The 21,537-nt window shown below is 73.8% G+C and carries 18 protein-coding genes; 11 read left to right on the forward strand and 7 right to left on the reverse strand.

Annotation, left to right across the window (positions count from 1 at the left end):
- Positions 1-206: 206 nt before the first annotated feature.
- Positions 207-1,052, reverse strand: coding sequence for a siderophore-interacting protein (locus ACWCPF_RS34375; RefSeq protein WP_451049019.1), 846 nt, complete (start codon positions 1,050-1,052; stop codon positions 207-209).
- A gap of 148 nt (positions 1,053-1,200) precedes the next feature.
- Positions 1,201-2,142, reverse strand: a complete 942-nt coding sequence (locus ACWCPF_RS34380; RefSeq protein WP_451049020.1) for a 5'-3' exonuclease — start codon at positions 2,140-2,142, stop codon at positions 1,201-1,203.
- 230 nt (positions 2,143-2,372) lie between these two features.
- On the opposite strand from ACWCPF_RS34380, the gene ACWCPF_RS34385 reads away from it, so the two are divergent.
- The 4 genes from ACWCPF_RS34385 to ACWCPF_RS34400 all read left to right on the forward strand — a co-directional run bounded on the left by ACWCPF_RS34385 (position 2,373) and on the right by ACWCPF_RS34400 (position 7,148).
- Positions 2,373-3,461, forward strand: coding sequence for a quaternary amine ABC transporter ATP-binding protein (locus tag ACWCPF_RS34385; RefSeq protein ID WP_451049021.1), 1,089 nt, complete (start codon positions 2,373-2,375; stop codon positions 3,459-3,461).
- Positions 3,454-5,271 carry an ABC transporter permease/substrate binding protein gene (locus tag ACWCPF_RS34390; protein ID WP_451049022.1) on the forward strand — a complete coding sequence of 606 codons (1,818 nt, stop codon included), beginning with the start codon at positions 3,454-3,456 and terminating at the stop codon, positions 5,269-5,271. Before ACWCPF_RS34385 ends, ACWCPF_RS34390 begins: the two co-directional genes overlap by 8 nt.
- Positions 5,272-5,709: 438 nt before the next feature.
- On the forward strand, positions 5,710-6,312 hold the full coding sequence (locus ACWCPF_RS34395; protein WP_363170266.1) for a helix-turn-helix domain-containing protein: 603 nt from the start codon (positions 5,710-5,712) through the stop codon (positions 6,310-6,312).
- Between the two features lie 98 nt (positions 6,313-6,410).
- A complete protein-coding gene (locus ACWCPF_RS34400; RefSeq protein WP_451049023.1) occupies positions 6,411-7,148 on the forward strand; it encodes a helical backbone metal receptor in 738 nt (245 codons plus the stop codon).
- Here the strand turns inward: ACWCPF_RS34400 and ACWCPF_RS34405 are convergent.
- Positions 7,048-8,184: a TDT family transporter gene (locus ACWCPF_RS34405; RefSeq protein WP_451049024.1), complete on the reverse strand. Its 1,137-nt coding sequence runs from the start codon at positions 8,182-8,184 to the stop codon at positions 7,048-7,050. The genes ACWCPF_RS34400 and ACWCPF_RS34405 overlap by 101 nt on opposite strands.
- A gap of 70 nt (positions 8,185-8,254) precedes the next feature.
- On the opposite strand from ACWCPF_RS34405, the gene ACWCPF_RS34410 reads away from it, so the two are divergent.
- Positions 8,255-9,256 carry a LysR family transcriptional regulator gene (locus ACWCPF_RS34410; RefSeq protein ID WP_451049025.1) on the forward strand — a complete coding sequence of 334 codons (1,002 nt, stop codon included), beginning with the start codon at positions 8,255-8,257 and terminating at the stop codon, positions 9,254-9,256.
- 81 nt (positions 9,257-9,337) lie between these two features.
- Here ACWCPF_RS34410 and ACWCPF_RS34415 read toward each other — a convergent pair whose 3' ends face one another.
- Both ACWCPF_RS34415 and ACWCPF_RS34420 read right to left on the reverse strand, forming a co-directional pair.
- Positions 9,338-10,129, reverse strand: coding sequence for a gamma-glutamyl-gamma-aminobutyrate hydrolase family protein (locus ACWCPF_RS34415; RefSeq protein WP_451049026.1), 792 nt, complete (start codon positions 10,127-10,129; stop codon positions 9,338-9,340).
- A 58-nt stretch (positions 10,130-10,187) separates the two neighbouring features.
- Entirely contained in the window at positions 10,188-10,934 is a 747-nt protein-coding gene (locus ACWCPF_RS34420; protein WP_451049027.1) for a FadR/GntR family transcriptional regulator, read from the reverse strand.
- Between the two features lie 94 nt (positions 10,935-11,028).
- Between ACWCPF_RS34420 and ACWCPF_RS34425 the strand changes: the two genes are divergently transcribed.
- Genes ACWCPF_RS34425 through ACWCPF_RS34435 form a run of 3 tightly spaced genes read left to right on the forward strand, consistent with a single transcriptional unit; the run spans position 11,029 to position 14,608 of the window.
- Complete coding sequence (locus ACWCPF_RS34425) at positions 11,029-12,399, forward strand: glutamine synthetase family protein (protein ID WP_451049028.1); 1,371 nt, start codon at positions 11,029-11,031, stop codon at positions 12,397-12,399.
- A gap of 56 nt (positions 12,400-12,455) precedes the next feature.
- On the forward strand, positions 12,456-13,829 hold the full coding sequence (locus ACWCPF_RS34430; protein ID WP_451049029.1) for an aldehyde dehydrogenase family protein: 1,374 nt from the start codon (positions 12,456-12,458) through the stop codon (positions 13,827-13,829).
- Positions 13,826-14,608, forward strand: coding sequence for a 3-oxoacyl-ACP reductase (locus tag ACWCPF_RS34435; protein WP_451049030.1), 783 nt, complete (start codon positions 13,826-13,828; stop codon positions 14,606-14,608). The genes ACWCPF_RS34430 and ACWCPF_RS34435 overlap by 4 nt, the downstream gene beginning before the upstream one ends.
- A gap of 6 nt (positions 14,609-14,614) precedes the next feature.
- Here the strand turns inward: ACWCPF_RS34435 and ACWCPF_RS34440 are convergent, their stop codons facing one another.
- The gene (locus ACWCPF_RS34440; RefSeq protein WP_451049031.1) at positions 14,615-15,817 is read right to left on the reverse strand and encodes an amino acid deaminase/aldolase; all 1,203 of its coding nucleotides are present in this window, start codon (positions 15,815-15,817) and stop codon (positions 14,615-14,617) included.
- Positions 15,818-17,492: 1,675 nt separating this feature from the next.
- Here ACWCPF_RS34440 and ACWCPF_RS34445 point away from each other — a divergent pair.
- Together ACWCPF_RS34445 and mycP are read left to right on the forward strand one after the other, a co-directional pair.
- The gene (locus ACWCPF_RS34445; protein ID WP_451049032.1) at positions 17,493-18,332 is read left to right on the forward strand and encodes a hypothetical protein; all 840 of its coding nucleotides are present in this window, start codon (positions 17,493-17,495) and stop codon (positions 18,330-18,332) included.
- Positions 18,329-19,540, forward strand: coding sequence for a type VII secretion-associated serine protease mycosin (mycP, locus tag ACWCPF_RS34450; RefSeq protein ID WP_451049033.1), 1,212 nt, complete (start codon positions 18,329-18,331; stop codon positions 19,538-19,540). Before ACWCPF_RS34445 ends, mycP begins: the two co-directional genes overlap by 4 nt.
- Before the next feature lie 89 nt (positions 19,541-19,629).
- Here the strand turns inward: mycP and ACWCPF_RS34455 are convergent, their stop codons facing one another.
- Positions 19,630-20,649 carry a serine hydrolase gene (locus tag ACWCPF_RS34455; RefSeq protein ID WP_451049034.1) on the reverse strand — a complete coding sequence of 340 codons (1,020 nt, stop codon included), beginning with the start codon at positions 20,647-20,649 and terminating at the stop codon, positions 19,630-19,632.
- 150 nt (positions 20,650-20,799) lie between these two features.
- Between ACWCPF_RS34455 and ACWCPF_RS34460 the strand changes: the two genes are divergently transcribed.
- Positions 20,800-21,531, forward strand: coding sequence for an SseB family protein (locus ACWCPF_RS34460; protein ID WP_451049035.1), 732 nt, complete (start codon positions 20,800-20,802; stop codon positions 21,529-21,531).
- Positions 21,532-21,537: the final 6 nt, after the last annotated feature.

A 21,537-nucleotide genomic window follows, 5' to 3' on the forward strand; every position in this document is an offset into this window, starting at 1 on the left:
GGCTGCGGTGCGGCAGCGCCCTGAAGGGGCGCGGGGCGCTGACATCTGCGGCTCCGCCGAGAGTGGGGGAGCGACCGGCCACGACGGCGCCGCAGTCGAACGACGGCACATCGCGGCACCCCCCGCGGGGCGCTCAGCCGCAGGCTGGTGCGGGGACAGGAGTCCTCGGGCGGCCCGCCCCGCGGGTGCGGGCCGCTGCTGCCCCCTCACGCGGCCGGTGCCGCCCCCTCCTGCTCCGCCTCCACGCGCGCGTTCCACTCCCGCTTCGAGGCCTGCCAGCCGTCCTCGTTGTGGCCGAGCCGCCAGTAGCCGGAGATCGACAGGTCGTCGCGGGGGATCTGGAGCTCGACGCGCAGGTATTTGCGCAGTTCCTTCACGCAGGCCGCCTCGCCGTGCACGAACGCGTGCGGGCGGCCCTCGGGGAACTCCAGCGCCCGGACGGTCTCGACGAGCAGTTCGCCGACCGGCCGCTCGCCGCGGTGCAGCCAGACGACCGCCACGTCGGACTCGATCTTCTGCTCCTCCTCGGGCCCGGAGACCTCGATGAAGGCGTGGGCGACGGCGCCGGCGGGCAGCGACTCCAGGGCGGCCGCGATGGCGGGCAGGGCGCTCTCGTCGCCGGCCAGCAGATGCCAGTCGGCGCTCGGGTCGGGGGCGTAGGCGCCGCCGGGCCCCATGAAGCGGACGGTCTCGCCCGGCTGGACGCGGGCCGCCCACGGTCCGGCCAGGCCCTCGTCGCCGTGGACCACGAAGTCCAGGGTCAGCTCGCGGTGTTCGGCGTCCCAGTCGCGCACGGTGTACGTCCGGGTCACGGGCCACTGCTCACGGGGGAACTCGGCGCGGATGCGCTCCAGGTCGAACGGCTCCGGGTAGCTCACCCCGTCGGGGCCGAAGAGCAGTTTGACGTAGTGGTCGGTGCACGTTCCCGCGGTGAACTCCGCCAGGCCCTCGCCGCCGAGCACGACGCGCTGCATGTGCGGGGTGAGCCGTTCGGTGCGGACGACCTGTGCGGAGTGCGGCTTCCGCGGCTGCCGTGCCGGACGTTCTGCCATGGCGGCCTCCCATGTCGGTATGGTTAGGTTTACCTAACTTAGCATCCCTCCCCCAGCGATGCCCCCCGTTCGAGAGGTTGAATCACCCCTCTTCCAGAGAATGACTTCCGCCTGGGGCGAATGGCATTCCCTGATGCGAGAACAATGCTTACGCCGGCCGGGCCGCCAGCGTCGTCAGCAGTCGCTGCAACGACCCGCCGAGTCCCCAGCGCTCCGCCAGTGCCTCCAGTGTCTCCCCGTCCCGCGGCGAACGCGGAAGCGCGGTGTCCACCTCCGGCAGCGGCACGTCGTCCGCGACCTTGACCACCTTCGGCGCGACGGCCACATACGGCCGCGCCTCGTCCAGCCGCTTGCGCTGCGAGGGCGTCAGCTTCGCCTTCGGGTCGTCCACCGCCGCCATGATCCCGGGCAGATCGCCGAACTCGGCCAGCAGCTTGGCCGCGGTCTTCTCCCCGATGCCCGGCACGCCCGGCAGACCGTCGCTCGGGTCGCCGCGCAGCAGCGCCAGATCCGCGTACCCGGGCCCGTCGACGCCGTACCTCTCCCGCAGCCACGCCTCGTCCGTCAGCTGCAGCGTGGCGACACCCTTCAGCGGGTACAGCACCCGCACCCCGCGCGCGTCGTCCACCAGCTGGTACAGGTCGCGGTCGCCGGTGACGATGTCGACCGGCCCCTTCGCCCGCGCGGTGAACGTGCCGATCACGTCGTCCGCCTCGTAGTCGGCGACGCCCACGCGCGCGATGCCGAGCACATCCAGGACCGCCTCGATGATCGGCACCTGCGGCGCGAGGGTGTCCGGCACCTCCTCCTCGTCCGGCCCGGCCGCCCGCTCCTCGGCGACGCGGTGCGCCTTGTAGGAGGGGATCAGGTCGACCCGCCACCGGGGGCGCCAGTCGGCGTCCATGCAGGCGACCAGTTCGTCCGGCCGGTGGTCCTTCACCAGCCGGTCGATGAAGTCCAGCAGTCCGCGCACGGCGTTCACCGGGGTGCCGTCCGGCGCCTTCACGGAGTCCGGGACGCCGAAGTAGGCGCGGAAGTAGAGCGAGGCGGTGTCGAGGAGCATCAGTCGTCCGGTCACGCCTCGCATCATGCCGCACCCGGACCCCCGCGACGGCTGGGAATTCACTCCCGTGGCACGCGTAAACCAACTGTTGACCTGCTGTGAACTGAACCACTCGCACGTTTGCCCCGGTGGGGCCAGGGCAGGCGCGGCCTCGGAGCGACCTGAGGTTGCGCTTTCAACTGTTTGCTGTTGCGGAGCGCTCCCTCGTCTGCTCCCGACGCTCTGCGTCGTTCCCCGTCCCCGATCGAGAGGTACGCGTGTCTTCCAGGATTGAGGCCGAACATCTGTACAAGGTGTTCGGCAGACGACCCCAGCAGGCGGTCGAGCGACTGCACGCCGGAGCCGACCGGGAGGAGCTGCGCACCGACGGCGCCACGGCCGCCGTCATCGACACCTCCTTCACCGTGCGGCCGGGCCAGATCTTCGTCGTCATGGGCCTGTCGGGATCCGGGAAGTCCACCCTGCTGCGCATGCTCAACGGACTGCTGGAGCCCACCGCCGGACGTGTCCTCTTCGACGGGCAGGACCTCACCGCCCTCGCCGACCGCGACCTGCGCGCCGTCCGGGCGAACAAGATCAGCATGGTCTTCCAGCACTTCGCGCTCTTCCCGCACCGCAGCGTCCTCGACAACGCCGCCTACGGGCTCGCCGTCCAGGGCGTCCCCCGCCGCGAACGCGAGGAGCGCGCCGCCGAGGCGCTGCGGCTGTGCGGCCTGGCCGGCTGGGAGAACTCCTGGCCGGACGAGCTCTCCGGCGGCATGCAGCAGCGCGTGGGCCTGGCCCGCGCCCTCGCCACCGACGCCGACCTGCTCCTGATGGACGAGTCGTTCAGCGCGCTCGACCCGCTGATCCGCCGCGACATGCAGGACCAGCTCCTGACGCTCCAGCAGACGCTGAAGAAGACCATCGTCTTCATCACCCACGACCTCAACGAGGCCATGCGCCTGGGCGACCGCATCGCCGTCATGCGCGACGGCCGCATCGTCCAGACCGGCACGGCGGAGGACATCCTCATCCGCCCCGAGAACGACTACGTCGCCTCCTTCATCCAGGACGTCGACCGCTCCCGCGTCCTGACCGCCTCCGCCGTCATGGACACCGACGTGCGCGGCGACGAGGCCGACTGCGACTGCCGGACCGCGACCCCCGACACCCCCTTCACCGCGCTGTGCGCGCTCAGCGCCCGGCTGCCCCACCCGGTCGCCGTCCTCGACGGGCGACGCAAGCTCGTCGGCGTGGTCTCCAGGCAGCGCCTGGTCCGCTGCCTCGGCGACGACGACGCGGGCGAGGCGATCGCCTGCGACGGCTCGCCCGCCGACGGGAGGAAGGTGAGCGCCCATGCCTAGGCTCCACCTCGGCGACTGGGTCGACTCCGGCGTCGACTGGCTCGTCACCCACCTGTCCTGGCTCTTCGACGCGGTCAAGACGATCGTCGAAGGCATGTACGACGGCATCGACGCCGTCCTCGCCGCCCCCGAGCCGCTGCTGCTCGCCGGCATCCTCGCGGTGCTCGCCTGGTGGCTGCGCGGTCTCGTCGCGGGCGTCCTCGCCTTCGCCGGTTTCGCCCTGATCGACTCCCTGGCGCTGTGGGACGACGCCATGTCGACGCTGTCCCTGGTGCTCGTCGCCACGGTGATCGCGCTCGTGGTCTCCGTGCCGCTGGGCATCTGGGCCGCCCGCTCGAAGGCCGTCAGCGCGACCCTGCGGCCCGTCCTGGACCTGCTCCAGACGATGCCGTCGATGGTCCTGCTGATCCCGGCCATCCTGTTCTTCGGCATGGGCGTCCCCGCGGGCGTCATCGCCACCCTGATCTTCGCGCTCGCCCCGGGCGTGCGGATGACCGAGCTGGGCATCCGCCAGGTCGACCCCGAACTCGTCGAGGCCGCCGAGGCGTTCGGGACGACACCCCGCGACACCCTGCTGCGCGTGCAGCTGCCGCTCGCGCTGCCGACCATCATGGCGGGCGTCAACCAGGTCATCATGCTGGGCCTGTCGATGGTCGTCATCGCCGGCATGGTCGGCACCGGGGGCCTCGGCGGCGCCGTCAACGAGGCCATCGGACAGCTCGACATCGGCCTCGGCTTCGAAGCGGGCCTCGGCATCGTCGTCCTCGCCGTCTACCTGGACCGGATGACCGGCGCGCTCGGCACCCGGATCTCCCCGCTCGGCCGCCGCGCCGCCGCCAAGGCCCGCGCAACCGTGTGGACGTACCGCCCGCGCCCGGCCGTGGCCGTGGTCGGCGTGGTCGTCCTCGCCCTGGTCGCGGGCGGCATGAACGTCTTCGGCGCGGCCTCCTCCTCCACCGCCGCGACCTCCGGCTCGGACGTCGGCAAGGGCCGGGAGATCGAGATCGGCTACATCCCGTGGGACGAGGGCATCGCCTCCACCTACCTCTGGAAGGAACTCCTGGAGGAGCGCGGCTTCAAGGTGAAGACCACCCAGTACGCCGCCGGCCCGCTGTACACCGGCGTCGCCACCGGCCAGATCGACTTCCAGACCGACGCCTGGCTGCCCACCACCCACGCCGAGTACTGGAAGAAGTACGGCGACCGGATGGAGGACCTCGGCTCCTGGTACGGCCCCACCTCCCTGGAGCTCGCCGTCCCCTCGTACGTGAAGGGCGTCGACTCCCTGGCGGACCTGAAGAACCACGCCGCCGAGTTCGACGGCCGGATCACCGGCATCGAGCCCAGCGCCGGAATGATGGGTCTGCTCAAGGACAAGGTCGTCAAGGAGTACGGCCTCGACGGCTCCTACACGGTCGTCGACGGCTCCACCCCGGCGATGCTCGCCGAACTCAAGCGCGCCTACGCGGCGAAGAAGCCGATCGTCGTCACGCTCTGGTCGCCGCACTGGGCGTACAGCGACTACGACCTGAAGAAGCTCAAGGACCCGCAGGGCGCCTGGGGCAAGGGGGACGGCGTGCACACCCTCGCCCGCAAGGGCTTCGCCGCCGACAACCCCGAGGCCGCCGAGTGGCTGAAGGACTTCAGGATGACCGAGGCGCAGCTCACCGGTCTGGAGGCGCGCATCCAGAAGGCCGGCAAGGGCAAGGAGCAGGACGCGGTCCGCACCTGGCTGAAGGAGAACCCGGCGCTGCTCGACCGGTGGGTGCCCGTGGCGGATGCCGGGCGGGAAAGCCGGGCGGCCCGGTGACCTGACAGCACCGCGACCGTCCGACGAGGGGCGGGCGCCGACGCACGGCCGTCACGGCCTGCGACGGGGCCCGCCCCTCGTGCTCCCCGCGCGCCCCCTGTGCGCCCACGGCAAGGATCCGGCCAACCACAAAGAGCTATGCCCATCCCCGAGCCGAACCCCCGGTGAAGCCGGGGACGAGCGGGAACACTCACGGCCGTTCGCGCATTGAACCGGAAAAGCGGAGGACGGGCGCACGTGCGGCCTCTGCGGGCTCTGATCGACTGGCGCGATCTGTGAGGTCCGGTGTCACTCCATGTGTCCTCGACGTGACGGGCACATGAAACGGTTTGCCGAACATGCGTAGGGTGCAGAGAACCCTTGGGACCAACTTCGGAGGAAGTCCGAAGACGGCCGAGGCAGTCATGGCAGCGACGAGCGAAGGAGGGAGCCGGAGCGATGGGCGACCACAAAGAACAGCCCCTGCGGGTGGGTGCGGCCGTGCGGCGCCGGCGCCGTTCCCTGGAGCTCACCCTCGCCGTCGTGGCCGAGCGCAGCGGGCTGTCGGTCCCGTTCCTCAGCCAGGTCGAGAACGACCGCGCGCGGCCCAGCACCAGCTCCCTGGAGAAGGTCGCCGACGCCCTGCGCACCACGGCCGTCGAACTCCTCGCCGCCGCCGATCCGGCGTGCAGCGTCGACGTCGTACGCGCCGAGGTCACCGAACAGGGTCCGGGCGCCGGACCGGTCCCGGCGCCGGAACCCCGCTCGCGTTCCCTGGTGCGCGGTCACCACCAGATGCACGCCTCCGAGTTCACCGGCGACCACGACGCCGGCCGTGAATTCCAGTACCGCAACGACCAGTTGATGTACGTCGCCGACGGCGCGGTGGAGATCGAGGCGGAGGGCCGCGCCTACCGTCTCGGCCGCGGCGACACCCTGTACCTCACCGGCGGGGTCCGCCACCGCTGGCGGGCGACCGTGCCGGACACCCGGGTGATCGTCGTCGCCGTCGCCGAGCACATCGAGGCCGTACGGGACCGCGACCGGGGCCGGAAGCGGTAGTGCGGGCCGGGGATCAAGGGGCGCGGGGAACTGCGCGACCGGCCACGACGGCGCCGCAGCGCAACGACGGCACATCGGCACTTCCAGCGGAGCGCATAGTGCGGGTCGTCTCGCTGGTGCCGTCGCTCACGGAGGCCGTGGCCGCCACCGTGCCCGCCGCCCTGGTCGGCGCGACCGACTGGTGCAGCCACCCGGCGGACCTCGACGTCCCCCGGATCGGCGGGACCAAGAACCCCGACGTCGACCGGATCGTCGCCCTCGCCCCGGACCTCGTGATCGCCAACGAGGAGGAGAACCGGGAGCCGGACCTGGCCGCCCTGCGCGCGGCCGGCCTCGACGTGCTGGTGACGGAGGTCCGGGACGTCCCGCAGGCCTTCGAAGAGCTGTCCCGGGTGCTCCGGGCGTGCGGGGCGGCCGCCCGGCCGGGCTGGCTGGCGCAGGCGGAGGAGGCGTGGGCCGCACTGCCGCGTCTCGCCGGGCCCGAACGGCGGACGGCCGTCGTGCCGATCTGGCGCCGCCCGTGGATGGTGCTGGGCCGCGACACCTTCGCCGGGGACGTGCTGGCCCGCCTGGGCGTCGACCACCTGTACACCGGGCACGCCGAGCGCTATCCCCGGATCCCGCTCGACGAGCTGCGCGCGGCCGGGCCGGACCTGGTCGTCCTCCCGGACGAGCCCTACCGCTTCACCGCCGAGGACGGCCCCGAAGCCTTCCCCGGCCTGCCCTGCGCGCTTGTCAGCGGACGGCACCTGACGTGGTACGGGCCGTCGCTGGCCGAAGCGCCGAAGGCGCTGGGCGCGGCGCTGGCCGGGGCGCGGCGAGCAGCGCACCGCTGAGCAGCCCGCGCGCGGTGTGCACGGCGACGACCGCCCAGGCGGCCACGAGGACGGCGTACAGCGCGCACGCGAGCACGTCGTAGGCGACCAGCCCGCTGTGCCGGGCCAGCGCCGCCGCACCGGTCACACAGGTGCCGACCGGGAAGGTGAACGCCCACCAGGTCATCGCGAAGCGCATCCCGTGCCGCCGGGCCCGCACCACATGCGCGGTGGCCAGCGCGAGCCAGAACAGCGCGAACCCCATGACGGGCGCCCCGTACAGCACCGCGAGCACGGCGGGACCGCGACCGTCCGGCCCGGCCACGACCCCCGGGGCGGCCTGCGCGAAGTTCCCGACGGCGGTGGTGGACTGCCCCAGCGGGCCCAGGACGAGGAAGAGGGTCGGGGTGAGCACGAGGGGCAGCGGCCCGCCCGTCACCAGCCGCCCGAACACCACCGGCAGCATGAGGAACGTGGCGAGCAGACTCAGCCCGAACAGCGCGAAGCACACGAGCAGCAGGGTCTGCCGCGGCTGCCCGGCCGGCAGATACGGCGCCAGCGGCGGCCCCAGCGCCGCGGACACCATGGGCGCGACGAGCGGCAGCAGCCACACGGGCGTGGCCTGCGCGAGCTCCACCCGATGGCGTACGGCCATCAGATACGGGACGGCGACGGCGGCCACGAGCCCGACGACCGTGCCCGCGCAGAACAGCACCGCGTCCAGCGCCACCGCGGCCCGCAGGCCGATCCAGTCCCGGCCGACGGCGAGCGCGCCGCCCCCGACCGCGAGCAGCGCCATCGCCAGGCAGCCGTAGAACGGGGCCGTCGCCGGGTCCAGGAGATGGGCGCGGGCCTGGTCGCGGTGGTGCCGCCAGTGCAGGGCGCGGGCGGCGAGCAGGATCAGCAGCAGGGCGAGGGAGAGCGCCCAGAAGGCCGCGCAGAGCGGCCGCAGCCCCGGGAGCCGCACCGGCAGGGCGGCTCCCGCCGTGCCGACGATCGCGGTGCCCATGACCGCGGCGTACCAGTTCGGTCCGAGGTGACGGACGGCGGTGACCATGACTCCACGGTCGCGCGGGGCCACGGCGGCGACCAGGGAGGACGCCTCTATGGGGACATAAACTGGGCTTATGAGCAGCGAGGCGAGCGTGACGAGTGCGGCCGGTGCGGGCGGTCCCACCGGTGCGACCGGTCCCTTCGGTCCGGCCGGTGCGGAGGAGCAGCGGCCCGGTAGTGGCGGAGGCTCGATCGCGCACCGCGTCCCGGACCTGGGCGCGCTGGAGCTGCTGCTGGCCGTGGCCCGGCTGGGCAGTCTGGGCGCCGCCGCGCGCGAGCTCGGCATCACCCAGCCGGCCGCGAGCAGCCGCGTCCGCTCGATGGAGCGCCAGCTCGGCGTGGCCCTGGTGGACCGGTCGCCGCGCGGCTCCCGGCTCACCGACGCGGGCGCGCTGGTCACGGACTGGGCGCGGCGGATCGTCGAGGCGGCGCAGGCGTTCGACGCGGGCGCGCAGGCGCTGCGCGACCGCCGGGACTCACGGCTGCGGGTGGCGGCGAGCATGACGATCGCCGAGTACCTGCTGCCCGGCTGGCTGCTCGCGCTGCGCGCCGGCCGGCCGGACACGGCGGTGTCGTTGCTGGCGGGCAACTCCGCGGCGGTGGCCGAACGGCTGCTGACCGGGGAGGCGGACCTCGGCTTCGTGGAGGGCCTCACGGTGCCGCCCGGCCTGGACTCCGCGGTGATCGCCCACGACCACCTGATCGTCGTCGTCGCGCCCGCCCACCCCTGGGCCCGCCGCCGACGCCCGCTGCCCGCGGCCGAGCTGGCGGCCACACGGCTGATCCTGCGCGAGGAGGGCTCGGGGACGCGGCAGGTCCTCGACTCGGCGCTGGGCGGTCTGGCCCGCCCCCTGATCGAGCTCTCCTCGACGACGGCCGTGAAGGCGGCGGCGGTGAGCGGGGCGGGCCCGGCGGTCCTGAGCGAGTTGGCCGTCGGCGACGAACTCGCGCTGCGCCGCCTGGTCGAGATACCGGTCGAGGGCGTCTCCCTGGCCCGCGACCTGCGCGCGGTCTGGCCGACGGGCCACCGCCCGACGGGCCCGGCGAGAGAACTGCTGACGCTGACCCGGGGGTAAGCGCTCCGCCGGCTGCGCCGCGATGGGCCGTCGTTTCGCTGCGGCTTCGTCGTGGCTGGTCGCGCAGTTTCCCGCGCCCCTTCAGGGCGCTGCCGTACCGCAGCCGACTTCGCCCGACCCGCTTAGCGCGCGCCGTTCAGCCCGTAGAGCGTCCGGCGGCACGGCGACCGTTCGCTCGGGCCGTGGGCGGGCGGCGGCCTCGACCAGGGCGCTCATGACCCGGACGTCCTCGCCCATCTCCGGATGCCACTGCACGCCCAGCGCCCAGCCCGCGGAGGGCAGTTCGACGGCCTCGACGGTGCCGTCCGCCGCGTACGCCGACGGGACCAGGCCCGTGCCGAGGCGGTCCACCGCCTGGTGGTGGTAGGTGGGCACGGCGGTCTCCTCCGCGACGACCGACGCGTACAGCGTGCCGGGGACCGGCTTGACCGGGTGGCGGCCGAAGACGCCGACGACCTCGGCATGGCCGTCGATGTGCTGGGTCAGGGTGCCGCCGAGCGCGACGTTCAGCAGCTGCATGCCCCGGCAGATGCCGAGCAGCGGGACGTCCGCCGCCAGCGCCGCGTCGATCAGGGCCAGCTCCCACGCGTCCCGCTGCGGGGCCGGGGCCCCCGTACGGGGGTCGGGTTCGGCGCCGTAGCGGAGCGGCTCGACGTCGGGGCCGCCCGCGATCACCAGGCCGTCGAGGCGGGCCACGGTCGCCGCCGCGTGCTCGGGCGCGTCCGGCGGCAGCATCGCGGCCAGCCCGCCCGCCCGCTGCACGAGCCGCGGGTACCCGGCGGGCAGCAGCGCCGCCTCCACCTCCCACACGCCCCAGCGCGTCCCGGACTCCAGATACGTGCTGACGCCGATCAGCGGCCTGCCGCTCGCCATGTGCTCTCCTCGCCGCTCAATGGAATTTCTGCATACCTTTGGCCTCGCATGTTCGTGCTCACGTCAGGAAGCCTCTGAGCAGGGCCGCCGTCCCCGCGCAGTGCTCCCGCATCATCTCCCGCGCGCCGTCCGCGTCCCCGTCCAGCACCGCCTCCACCAGCGCGGTGTGCTGCCGCTGCGAGTGCTCCAGGTTGCGGACGAGCAGCGGGATGCAGTCGAGCAGGTCGTTCACCGTGGCCCGCACGGCCGCGTACCGCGCGGTCAGCGAGGGGGAGCCGCACAGCTCGGCCAGGGTGAGGTGGAGCATCGTGTCCAGCCGGCGATAGTCGGCCAGCGGCGCGTCCGCGGTGGCGGCCAGGGCCTCGCGCAGCCGCTCCGCCTGCTCCTCCGTCAGCCCGTGCGTGGCGCACAGCCCGGCCGCGCCCACCTCCAGCACCTCGCGGAAGCGCAGCACGTCCTCGATGTCCGTCTCCGCGATCCGCCGCCGCAGTTCGTCCTCGCCGTCGGCGTCCGCGCGCGGCAGCGCACGCGGCAGGACAAACGTTCCGCCGTACCGGCCCCGGCGGGACTCGACCAGCCCCTGGTCCTGGAGGACCTTCAGCACCTCGCGCAGCGTCACCCGGCTGATCCCGAGCCGCTCCGCCAGGTCCCGCTCGGCCGGCAGCCGTTCGCCCCCCGGCACCAGGCCCAGCCGCACCACCTGGAGGATCTGCTCCAGCGCCTCCTCGAAGCCGTTCCCGGCGCGCACCGGCCGCAGCACCGGCGTCAGCCGGTCGTCCGGTCCGCCGTCAGCGTCCACCGACATCTGGCCGTGCCCCCTTCCCAAGCAATGGTTCTCCGCAATACCTTATGGCTCCCGGCCGCCTCAGGCAGCCGAGGAAGCCGAAGGAGGCCGTCCCGTGGCAGACCGCACACCCCCGCTCGGCGTCGAGGAGCTGCACGCCCTCGTCGCGAGCGGTGAGATCGACACTGTCGTCCTGGCCTTCCCCGACATGCAAGGGCGGCTCCAGGGCAAAAGGTTCGCCGCCGGATTCTTCCTCGACGACGTCCTGCGGCACGGCACCGAGGGCTGCAACTACCTCCTCGCCGTCGACACGGAGATGAACACCGTCGACGGCTACGCCATGTCCTCCTGGGAGAGCGGCTACGGCGACTTCGCCATGCGCCCCGACCTGGCCACCCTGCGCCGCGTGCCCTGGAACGCCGGCACGGCCATGCTGATCGCCGACCTCGCCTGGAACGACGGCTCGCCCGTGGTCGCCGCACCGCGCCAGATCCTGCGCCGCCAGCTGGAGCGCCTCGCCGAGCACGGCTTCACCGCCCAGGTCGGCACGGAACTCGAGTTCATCGTCTTCAAGGACAGCTACGAGGCCGCCTGGGACGCGAACTACCGCGGACTGACCCCGGCCAACCAGTACAACGTCGACTACTCGGTCCTCGGCACCGGCCGCATCGAGCCGCTGCTGCGCCGCATCCGCAACGAGATGACCGGCGCCGGCCTCACCGTCGAGTCCGCCAAGGGCGAGTGCAACCCCGGCCAGCACGAGATCGCCTTCCGCTACGACGAGGCCCTGGTCACCTGCGACCAGCACGCCGTCTACAAGACCGGCGCCAAGGAGATCGCCGCCCAGGAGGGCGTCTCGCTCACCTTCATGGCGAAGTACAACGAGCGCGAGGGCAACTCCTGCCACATCCACCTCTCGCTCACCGACGCCGACGGCGCCAACGTCATGGCCGGCACCGCCGACGACCCCGGCGGCATGTCCGAGGTGATGCGCCACTTCCTCGCCGGACAACTGGCCGCACTGCGCGACTTCTCCCTCCTCTACGCCCCCAACATCAACTCCTACAAGCGGTTCCAGCCGGGCTCCTTCGCCCCCACCGCCGTCGCCTGGGGCTACGACAACCGCACCTGCGCGCTGCGGATCGTCGGCCACGGCCGCTCGATGCGCTTCGAGAACCGGCTGCCGGGCGGCGACGTCAACCCGCACCTCGCCGTCGCGGGACTGGTCGCGGCCGGGCTGCACGGCATCGAGCAGAAGCTGGAGCTGCCCGAGGCCTGCGCCGGCAACGCCTACACCGGCGACTACGCGCACGTCCCCACCACCCTGCGCGAGGCCGCCGAGCTGTGGTCCGCCAGCCCGATCGCCCGGGCCGCCTTCGGGGACGAAGTAGTCGCGCACTACGCCAACATGGCCCGCGTCGAGCTGGCGGCCTTCGACGCCGCCGTCACCGACTGGGAACTGCGCCGCTCCTTCGAACGCCTGTGATGCGAACGCCGGTGATTCGCACGCCCGTGATTCGTACGCCCGTGAAAGGTCACCCCGTGTCCGACCCGCACGAACTCGTCGTCCTCAACCCCGCCACCGAGGAGGTCGTCGCGACCGTCCCCGCCGCCACCGAGGCCGACGTGGACGCGGCCGTCGCCCGCGCCGCACGGGCCCAGACCGGCTGGGCCGCGCTGGCGCCCGCCGACCGCGCCCGGCTGCTGCGCCGCTTCGCCGACGTCGTCGACGCGCACATCGAGGAACTGGCGCTGCTGGAGGTCCGCGAGGCCGGCCATCTCCTCGGCAACGCCCGCTGGGAGGCCGGCAACGCCCGCGACCTGCTGCTCTATGCGGCCGGCGGCGTCGAACGACTGCTGGGCGGCCAGATCCCGGTCCCCGGCGGCTGGAACGTCACCTTCCACGAGCCGCTCGGCGTGGTCGGCGTGATCGCCCCCTGGAACTTCCCCATGCCCATCGCGGCCTGGGGCTCCTTCCCCGCCCTCGCCGCCGGCAACGCCGTCCTCCTCAAGCCCGCCGAGACCACCCCGCTCACCGCCCTGCGGCTCGCCGAACTCGCCCTGGATGCGGGCCTGCCCGAGCACCTCTTCCAGGTGCTGCCCGGCCACGGCGCGGTCGCCGGACGCGCGCTCGTCGACCACCCGGGCGTGGCGAAGATCGTCTTCACCGGCTCCACCGCCACCGGCCGCGAGGTCATGGAACGCTGCGCCCGCCAGGTCAAGCCGGTCACCCTCGAACTCGGCGGCAAGAGCCCCAACGTCGTCTTCGCCGACGCCGACCTCAAGCGGGCCGTCGACCCGTTCTCCTTCCTCGACAATTCCGGCCAGGACTGCTGCGCCCGCACCCGGATCCTCGTCCAGGAGTCGGTGTACGACGAGGTGGCCGACCATCTGGCCCGCGAGCTGTCCGCCGTGGTGGTCGGCGACCCGGCCGACGCGGCGACCACGATGGGCCCGCTGATCTCCCGGCAACAGGTCGACCGCGTACGGTCGTTCGTCCCGGACGACGCCCCGGCGCTGCGCGGCACGGCCCCCGAGGGCCCCGGCTTCTGGTTCCCGCCGACCGTGCTCACGGGCGAGGCCTCCGACTCCGCCGCCGCCCGCGAGGAGATCTTCGGCCCCGTCGCCGTCCTGCTCCCCTTCACCGACGAGGCGGACGCGATCCGGCTCGCCAACGACACCCCCTACGGCCTCTCCGGCTCCGTCTGGACCCGGGACATCGGCCGCGCGCTGCGCGTCTCGGGGGCCGTGCGGGCCGGCAACCTGTCCGTCAACTCCCACTCCAGCGTCCGCTACTGGACGCCCTTCGGCGGCTACAAGCAGTCCGGCGTCGGCCGTGAGCTGGGACCGGACGCCCTGACCGCCTTCACCGAAACCAAGAACGTCTTCATCAGCACGGAGGGCCCCGCACAGTGACCGAACAGATTGTGTGCCGCCGACTCGTCGGCCGCACGGCCGTCATCACCGGAGCCGGCAGCGGCATCGGCCTCGCCACCGCACGCCGGCTCGCCTCCGAGGGCGCGCACGTCGTCTGCGGCGACGTCGACGAGACCCGCGGCAAGGCGGCCGCCGAGGAGGTCGGCGGAATCTTCGTGAAGGTCGACGTCACCGACCCCGAGCAGGTCGAGGCGCTGTTCAAGACCGCCTACGACACCTACGGCAGCGTCGACATCGCCTTCAACAACGCCGGCATCTCCCCGCCCGACGACGACTCCATCCTGGAGACCGGCCTGGAGGCCTGGAAGCGCGTCCAGGAGGTCAACCTGACCTCCGTCTACCTGTGCTGCAAGGCCGCCATCCCCTATATGCGGCGCCAGGGCAAGGGCTCCATCATCAACACGGCGTCCTTCGTGGCCAGGATGGGCGCGGCCACCTCCCAGATCTCGTACACGGCCTCCAAGGGCGGTGTGCTGGCGATGTCCCGCGAACTCGGCGTGCAGTTCGCCCGCGAGGGCATCCGCGTCAACGCCCTCTGCCCCGGGCCGGTCAACACCCCGCTCCTCCAGGAGCTGTTCGCCACGGACCCGGAGCGGGCCGCCCGCCGCCTGGTCCACATCCCGGTCGGCCGGTTCGCCGAGGCCGAGGAGATCGCCGCCGCCGTGGCCTTCCTGGCCAGCGACGACTCCTCGTTCGTCAACGCCAGCGACTTCCTGGTGGACGGCGGGATCTCCGGCGCGTACGTCACGCCCCTGTAGGCCGCGTCAGAGGAACGTGTGACCCTCGCCCCGATAGGTCGGCACGGTCGCCGTCACCTCGTCCCCCTCGACGAGGTGCAGCACGTCGAACCGCTCGCACAGCTCACCGGCCTTCGCGTGCCGGAACCACACCTTGTCGCCGATCAGCAGATCGTCGGCGGGGGAGCCGAGCAGCGGCGTCTGCACCTCGCCCGGCCCCTCCTGGGGGTCGTAGCGCAGCCCCTCCGGCAGATACGGCACCGGCAGCCGGTCGGCTCCGGCCGCGCCGGAGGCCGGATAGCCGCCGCCGAGGACGGTCACGACCCCCACCCCCGGCCGCCGGACGACGGGATGGGCGAACAGGGCGGCCGGACGCCCGCTGAACGACGTGTAGTTGTCGAACAGCCGCGGCACGTACAGCCCCGACCCGGCCGCGATCTCCGTGACCGCGTCCTCCGCGGCGGTGTGCTGCACACTGCCGGTCCCGCCGCCGTTCACGAACTCCAGATCCGGGACGACGGCCCGCACCGCGCGCACCACCGCGGCGCGCCGCTCGGCCAGCTCCCGGCGGGCGGTGGCCTGCATCAGCCGGATCGCCCGGGACCGGAAGGGCCGCCCGGCGAGCGAGTCGCCGACCCCGGCGATATGACCCTCGTACGCCATGATCCCCACGAGCTTGAAGCCGGGCCGCCGGGCCACCGCCCGCGCCACGTCGGCGACCTGGGCGGGGGAGTGCAGCGGCGAGCGCAGCGCGCCGACCCGCAGCCGGCCGCCCAGCAGCTTCAGCGAGGTGTCCAACTCCAGGCAGACCCGGATGACTTCGGTCCCCTCGCCGCGCGCCGCGTCGATCAGGTCGAGCTGGGCGACGTCGTCGACCATGACGGTGACGGCCGCGGCCGGCTTCGGGTCGGAGGCCAGTTCGGCGAAGGCGGTGCGGTCGGCGGACGGGTAGGCGAGCAGGATGTCGTCGAACCCCGACCGGGCCAGCCACAGCGACTCGGCGAGGGTGAACGACATGATCCCCGCGAAGCCGTCCTTCGCCAGGGCACGTTCGAGCAGCGTTCGGCACCGCACGGACTTGCTGGCCACCCGGATCGGCTTCCCGCCCGCCCGGCGCACCAGGTCCTCCGCGTTGGCGTCGAAGGCGTCCAGGTCCACAAGGGCGAGAGGGGCGTCGAGATGGGCGGTGGCCCGGTCGTAACGGGCCCGGTCGGCGGCGCGCGCAGTCATGAACGAAGCCTGCCAGACAGGATTACCGCAGGGTAGGGGGACGTTCCGGGCAGAAGCCCCGGGGGGCGCGGACGGGTTCCCGTTCGACCGGCGACAAGCCGTAGAGTGACGCGCACGCACGGAGGAACGGCTCAGGCCGGGCGCCCGCTTCGGGATGCCGGTCCTCCTGTGCGGGTATGCGTGCCCGGAACGGACTGTCGCGTCCCGTCCGCACCGGGACCACCCGGGCACGGGATTCGACGGCCCGCGTAGGAGAACGACGGCCCGGGGACGAGGAAACGGGGGATGCATGAGCACGGAAGAACTCCGCGCCTCGGTCCCCCAGCGCCCGGACGTGCCTCCCCGCCCCGGCGTCCCGCCCCGCCCGACGACCCCACCCCGCCCACCGGAGCCGCCGACGGCGGCGGGCCCGGACCCTTCGGACGACGCGGCTGACGGGATACAGGCGCCGCCCGCCCCGCCCGTCCCCTCCCGCTTCTTCGGCCTGCGGGCCCAGCACACGGACGACATGGCCCCGCCCCCGCCGCCCGCGTCGGCCCGCTTCCCGGACATCCCGCCGCGGCCGAGCCGCCCCGCCTCGACCCCGCGACGCGACGACACGACGTCGCCCGGACGAGCCGCAGAGCGCACCGCGGGCGTTCCGCGCGCCACCCCACCCCACGACTTCCGCCGCGCCCCCCGCCGCCCCACCGGCACACCACCCGCACCCCGAGAGGGCGCGCGCCCGCCCCGCTGGGAGGGTTCGCGCGCCACGGGTTTGGACACGCCGCGTCCGGCGGGCCGGCCATCGGAGTCGGGCCCCACGGCCGCAGGTGCCGCCGGCTCCGCAGCCCGAGAGGGCGCGCGCCCGCCCCGCTGGGAGGGTTCGCGTGCCGCCGGTTCGGACGCGCCGCGTCCTGCGGGCCCGTCGCCCGAGGAGCGGGGCGTGGGGTCCGACAGTGGGCCCGCCGCCGATTCCGACAGTGCCTGGTCGCCGCTGCCGCGCGGCTGGGTGCCCGCGCCGGGACGGAGCCGGCAGGAGACGGAGGCGGACAGCACCCGTGCGGGACAGCGCGGCGACGCCGCGGCGGTTCCCCGGACCGATGAGGGACCGGCCTGGACTCCCGCCCGTGCGGGCCAGCGCGGCGACGCCGCGACGGATGAGGGGCCGGCGTGGTCTCCCGCTCGTGCGGGACAGCGCGGCGATGCCGCGGCGGTTCCCGGGGCCGACGGGGGACCGGCCTGGACTCCCGCCCGTGCGGGACAGCGCGGCGACGCCGCGACGGATGAGGGACCGGCGTGGTCTCCCGCTCGTGCGGGTCAGCGCGGCGATGCTGCGGCGGTTCCCGGGGCCGACGAGGCGCCGGCCTGGTCTCCCGCTCGTGCGGGTCAGCGCGGCGATGCCGCGGCGGATGGGGGGCCGGCGTGGTCTCCCGCTCGTGCGGGTCAGCGTGGCGATGCTGCGATGGCCCCCTCGGCGGACGACGGGCCGGCGTGGACTCCCGGCGCTGCCCTGCGGCAGCCCGAGTTCACCGTGCCGTCCGTGCCCCCGGTGCCGTCCGTGCCGCCTGTGCCGCCTGTGCCTTCCGTGCCCCCGGCGTCCTCCGTGCCGCCCGCGCCCGAGGCGCCGAGGCGGCCTGATGCCGCCCCGGACGCGCCGGGCGGGCCCGATCCGGCGCTTTCGTGGAGCGCTCCCATGGCCCCCGGCGGCACCGCGGGCGCCACCCGGCCCGTGGTGACGTTCGCGCAGCCCGAGGGGTACGGCGACACACCCCGGCACCGGACCGGAAGGGGACGCGCCGCCGCGGCCGCCGTCGGCGTGGTCCTCGGACTGGGCCTCATCGGCGGTGCCGTGACCGGCAGTTGGCTCGTCGGCGACTCCGAGGGCGACGGCGAGCGCAGCGCCTACACCGCCGCCGCCGGCCTCTGGCACAACGTGCCCGTCGACCAGCTCTTCCCGCCCACGGTCGACGGACAGGGCGCCGGACCCGGCGGCGCCGACCGCACCTGGACGCGGATCGCCGTCGCCCCGGACAGCGGCTGCGCCGACGGCTTGGACCCGCTGCTGCTCAAGGCGCTCGCCCCGGTCGGCTGCCAGCGGCTCCTGCGCGCCACCTACACCGACGCCACCCAGAGCTATGTGACCACCGTCGGCCTGCTGTTCACCACGGCCGACGCGGCCGCCATGCGCGCGCTCGACACCCGCTTCTCGAAGGAAGGCCTCGGCAAGCGGGCCGACCTGATGCCCCGCCCCTACGCCGCTAAGGACACCGCCGCAGCCGCCTTCGGCGACAAGCAGCGCGCCGCGTGGACGATCTCCGTCCTCACCGACGCACCCGTCGTCGTCTACGCCGTCTCCGGCTGGGCCGACGGCCGCACCGTCGAAACCCCGCAGTCCGCCCCGGAGGCCACCGCGACCGGCGCCACCACGGCCCCCGCGCAGGCCGGCCTCGGCAACGAGGCGCAGGGCCTCGCCGACCGCATCGAGCGCGGCCTGCGCAAGACCGCCGCCACGCCCTCGGAGCAGCCCTCATGAGCACCCGTACGACCCGTACGACCCGCGCCACCCGCCGGGCCGGGCTCCTGTGCTGCCTGCTCGCCGCCGCCGTCGCCCTCGCGCCGCCGTCCACGGCCTACGCCGACAGCATCCGCGCCCAGCAGTGGGCCCTGGAGGCCCTGCACGCCCAGGAGGCCTGGGAGACCACCAAGGGCAAGGGCATCACCGTCGCCGTCCTGGACACCGGCGTCGAGGCCGACCACCCCGATCTCGTCGGCAACATCCTCACCGGCAAGGACATGGTCGGCTTTGGCGCGAAGCAGGGCGAGGACGCCTGGGCCCGCCACGGCACCGCGATGGCCAGCATCATCGCCGGTCACGGGCACGGCTACGACAACGGCGAGGGCGTGCTCGGCATCGCCCCGGAGGCGAAGATCCTCCCCGTCCGCGTCATCCTGGAGGACGGCGACCCGCAGCGCACCAAGGCCCGCAACACCCGGGGCAACGCCCTCGCCGAAGGCATCCGCTGGGCCGCCGACCAGGGCGCCGAGGTCATCAACCTCTCCCTCGGCGACGACTCCGCCTCCGCCCACCCCGAGCCCGCCGAGGACGAGGCCGTCCAGTACGCGCTGAAGAAGGGCTCGGTCGTCGTCGCCTCGGCCGGCAACGGCGGCGAGAAGGGCGACCACATCTCCTACCCGGCGGCCTACCCGGGCGTCATCGCCGCGACCGCCGTCGACCGGTACGGCGCCCGCGCGGTGTTCTCCACCCGCCGCTGGTACGCCACGGTCAGCGCGCCCGGCCAGGACGTCGTCATCGCCGATCCGGACCACAAGTACTACCAGGGCTGGGGGACCAGCGCCGCCTCCGCGTACGTCTCGGGGGCGGTGGCGCTCGTCAAGGCCGCGCACCCCGGTCTGACCCCGGCGCAGATAAAGAAGCTCCTGGAGGACACCGCCCGCAACGCCCCCGCCGGCGGCCGCGACGACTCCCGGGGCTACGGCTTCATCGACCCGGCCGCCGCGATCAAGGCCGCCGCCGACCTGAAGCCGGAGGGCCTGAGCTCCGCGGCCTACGGCGAGCGGTACTTCGGCGCGGGCCCCGACCAGCCGAAGCCGGAGGACCACACGTCGAGCTGGGCGGGCCTGCTCGCGGGCGGCGCCGGGGGAGTGCTGCTGGTGACGGCGGTCGTCCTGTGGCGCGGCCGCCGCGAGCCCGACCCGCACGAGGCGTTCGAGCCGCTCTGAGCGGGTCGGGGAAGTCGGCAGCGCCCTGAAGGGGCGCGGGGCGCTGACATCTGCGGCTCCGCCGCGCGGGCGCGACCGGCGGGCCGCGCCTACCCGGTGGCGGACGCCGAGGCCGAGGCGGTGGGCTCGGCGTCCGCGTCGGTTTCGGTGAAGACCGACACCGCCGCCCGCGCCGCCGACTCGACCAGCGAGATCCCGGTGGCCTGCGTCGCGTTGCCGTCGGACAGCACGGCCACCAGATAGTCCCGGCCGTCGGCGGTCACCCGCCCGATGCTGTTGACGTCCCACAGCGCGGTCGTGCTGCGCGCCAGCCAGCCGTTCTTCAGCGCCCACGAGGACCCGTCGGCCACGGCCGAGACACCCCAGTGCTGATCTGCGGCTATCTGCCCCATCAGGCCCTGGAGGTAGTTCTGCGAGGCCTCGCTCAGCTGGGAGTCGTCCCCGAACACCTGCTGGAGCAGCTTGAGTTGGTCGGCGGCCGTGGTCTGGGTCAGCCCCCACAGCATGTCGTCGCCGCCCTGGGTCCTCGTCAGCCCGAACGCCCGGTTCGCGGCGTCGAGCCCCTCGGCCTTGCCGATGATCCGCCACAGTTCCGACGCCGAGACGTTGTCGCTGTTCTCGATCATCGCGGTGGCGTACGCCTTCTCGGCCGTCGTCAGCCGGCGGTCCGCCTCCTGCGCCTGGAGCAGCAGCGTCGCCAGGATGTCCACCTTGACGATGCTCGCCGTGTCGAAGGCGCCCGTGCCGTACGTGGCGCTGTCCCCGGAGTCGACGTCGAGGACGGCCACGGACACGGCCGCGTCCCCCGGCACGGTCACCGACTTCATCGCCGACGCCAGCAGCGCGTCGTGGTCCGGCTCGGGCACCGCCACCGTCTCCACCGTCATCTCCTCGCTCGCGGGCTCCGAAGCCGAGGCCGAGGCCGACGGAGTCGGAGAGGACGACGATGACGATACGGCTCCCGCGCGCGCATGCGCCTGCGCCTTCACATAAACGGTCCCGCCCGCCGTGGCCCCCAGGACGGCGACCGTGGCGAGCGCGGTGTACAGGAGCGGACGGCGCCGGGAGGGGTGAGCGCGGCGGCTGCGACGTGCTCTGGAAGACTCCATGCCCGTGATGGTCGGGGCCCCGACTGTGCACGCCGTTAGACGCACGTTAGAGGCGTGTCAGGGAATTCTGAGAATCCTATGAAAGTCGTCACCCTCGCGTTTCGGTCCCCGCACAAGCCCAGCAGCATCCCCCCGATAAGGTCGACGACCGTGGCGAACAAGAACATTCCCGACTCCGGCTTCTCCGACGACGACGGCTCAGCCGATCCCCGGCTGAGCGCGGCGCTCGCCGCCTGGGCGCAGGACCGCACCGCCGTGGGCCCGGTCCTCGCGGCCCTCAAGGGCGCCCGGCTGCTCGTCCCCGTGGTGGCCGTGCTCGGCGAGGTCGAGGAGGACGAGAAGGGGCTGCGCCGCGAGAAGAGCAGCGACATGGCCGTCCCCACCCTGAAGGCGGGCGACCGCACCGCCTTGCCGGCCTTCACCTCCACCGACTCGCTCGCCCGCTGGGACCCCGAGGCCCGCCCGGTCGCCGTCCCCCTGCACCAGGCGCTGCAGGCGGCCGCGCACGAGAAGGCCGACACGGTCGTCCTGGATCTGGCCGGGCCGGTGGCCTTCGAGCTGAGCGGGCCCGTGCTGCTGGCGCTCGCCGAGGGCCGCACCTCGACCGACCCGCTCGCCGATCCGGCGGTGGTGGCGGCGGTCCGCGCCGCGGTGGCCGCCGAACCGGCGGTCCTCAGCGCCCACCTCGGCCCCGGGGCGGCCGACGGCACCCTCGCCCTCGTCCTCGACCCGGCGGCCGTCCCCGCCGAGGCCGCCCGCTCGGTGGCCCGGCGGCTCGCCGCCGACGAGACACTGCGGGCCCGCCTGGTGCGCGGCCTCGACCTGGCACTGCTTCCGGCCGGGACGACGCCTCCGGGCGAGCCCCTGTACCGGAAGAGCTGAGACGCG

The sequence above is a fragment of the Streptomyces sp. NPDC001858 genome (assembly GCF_053594615.1).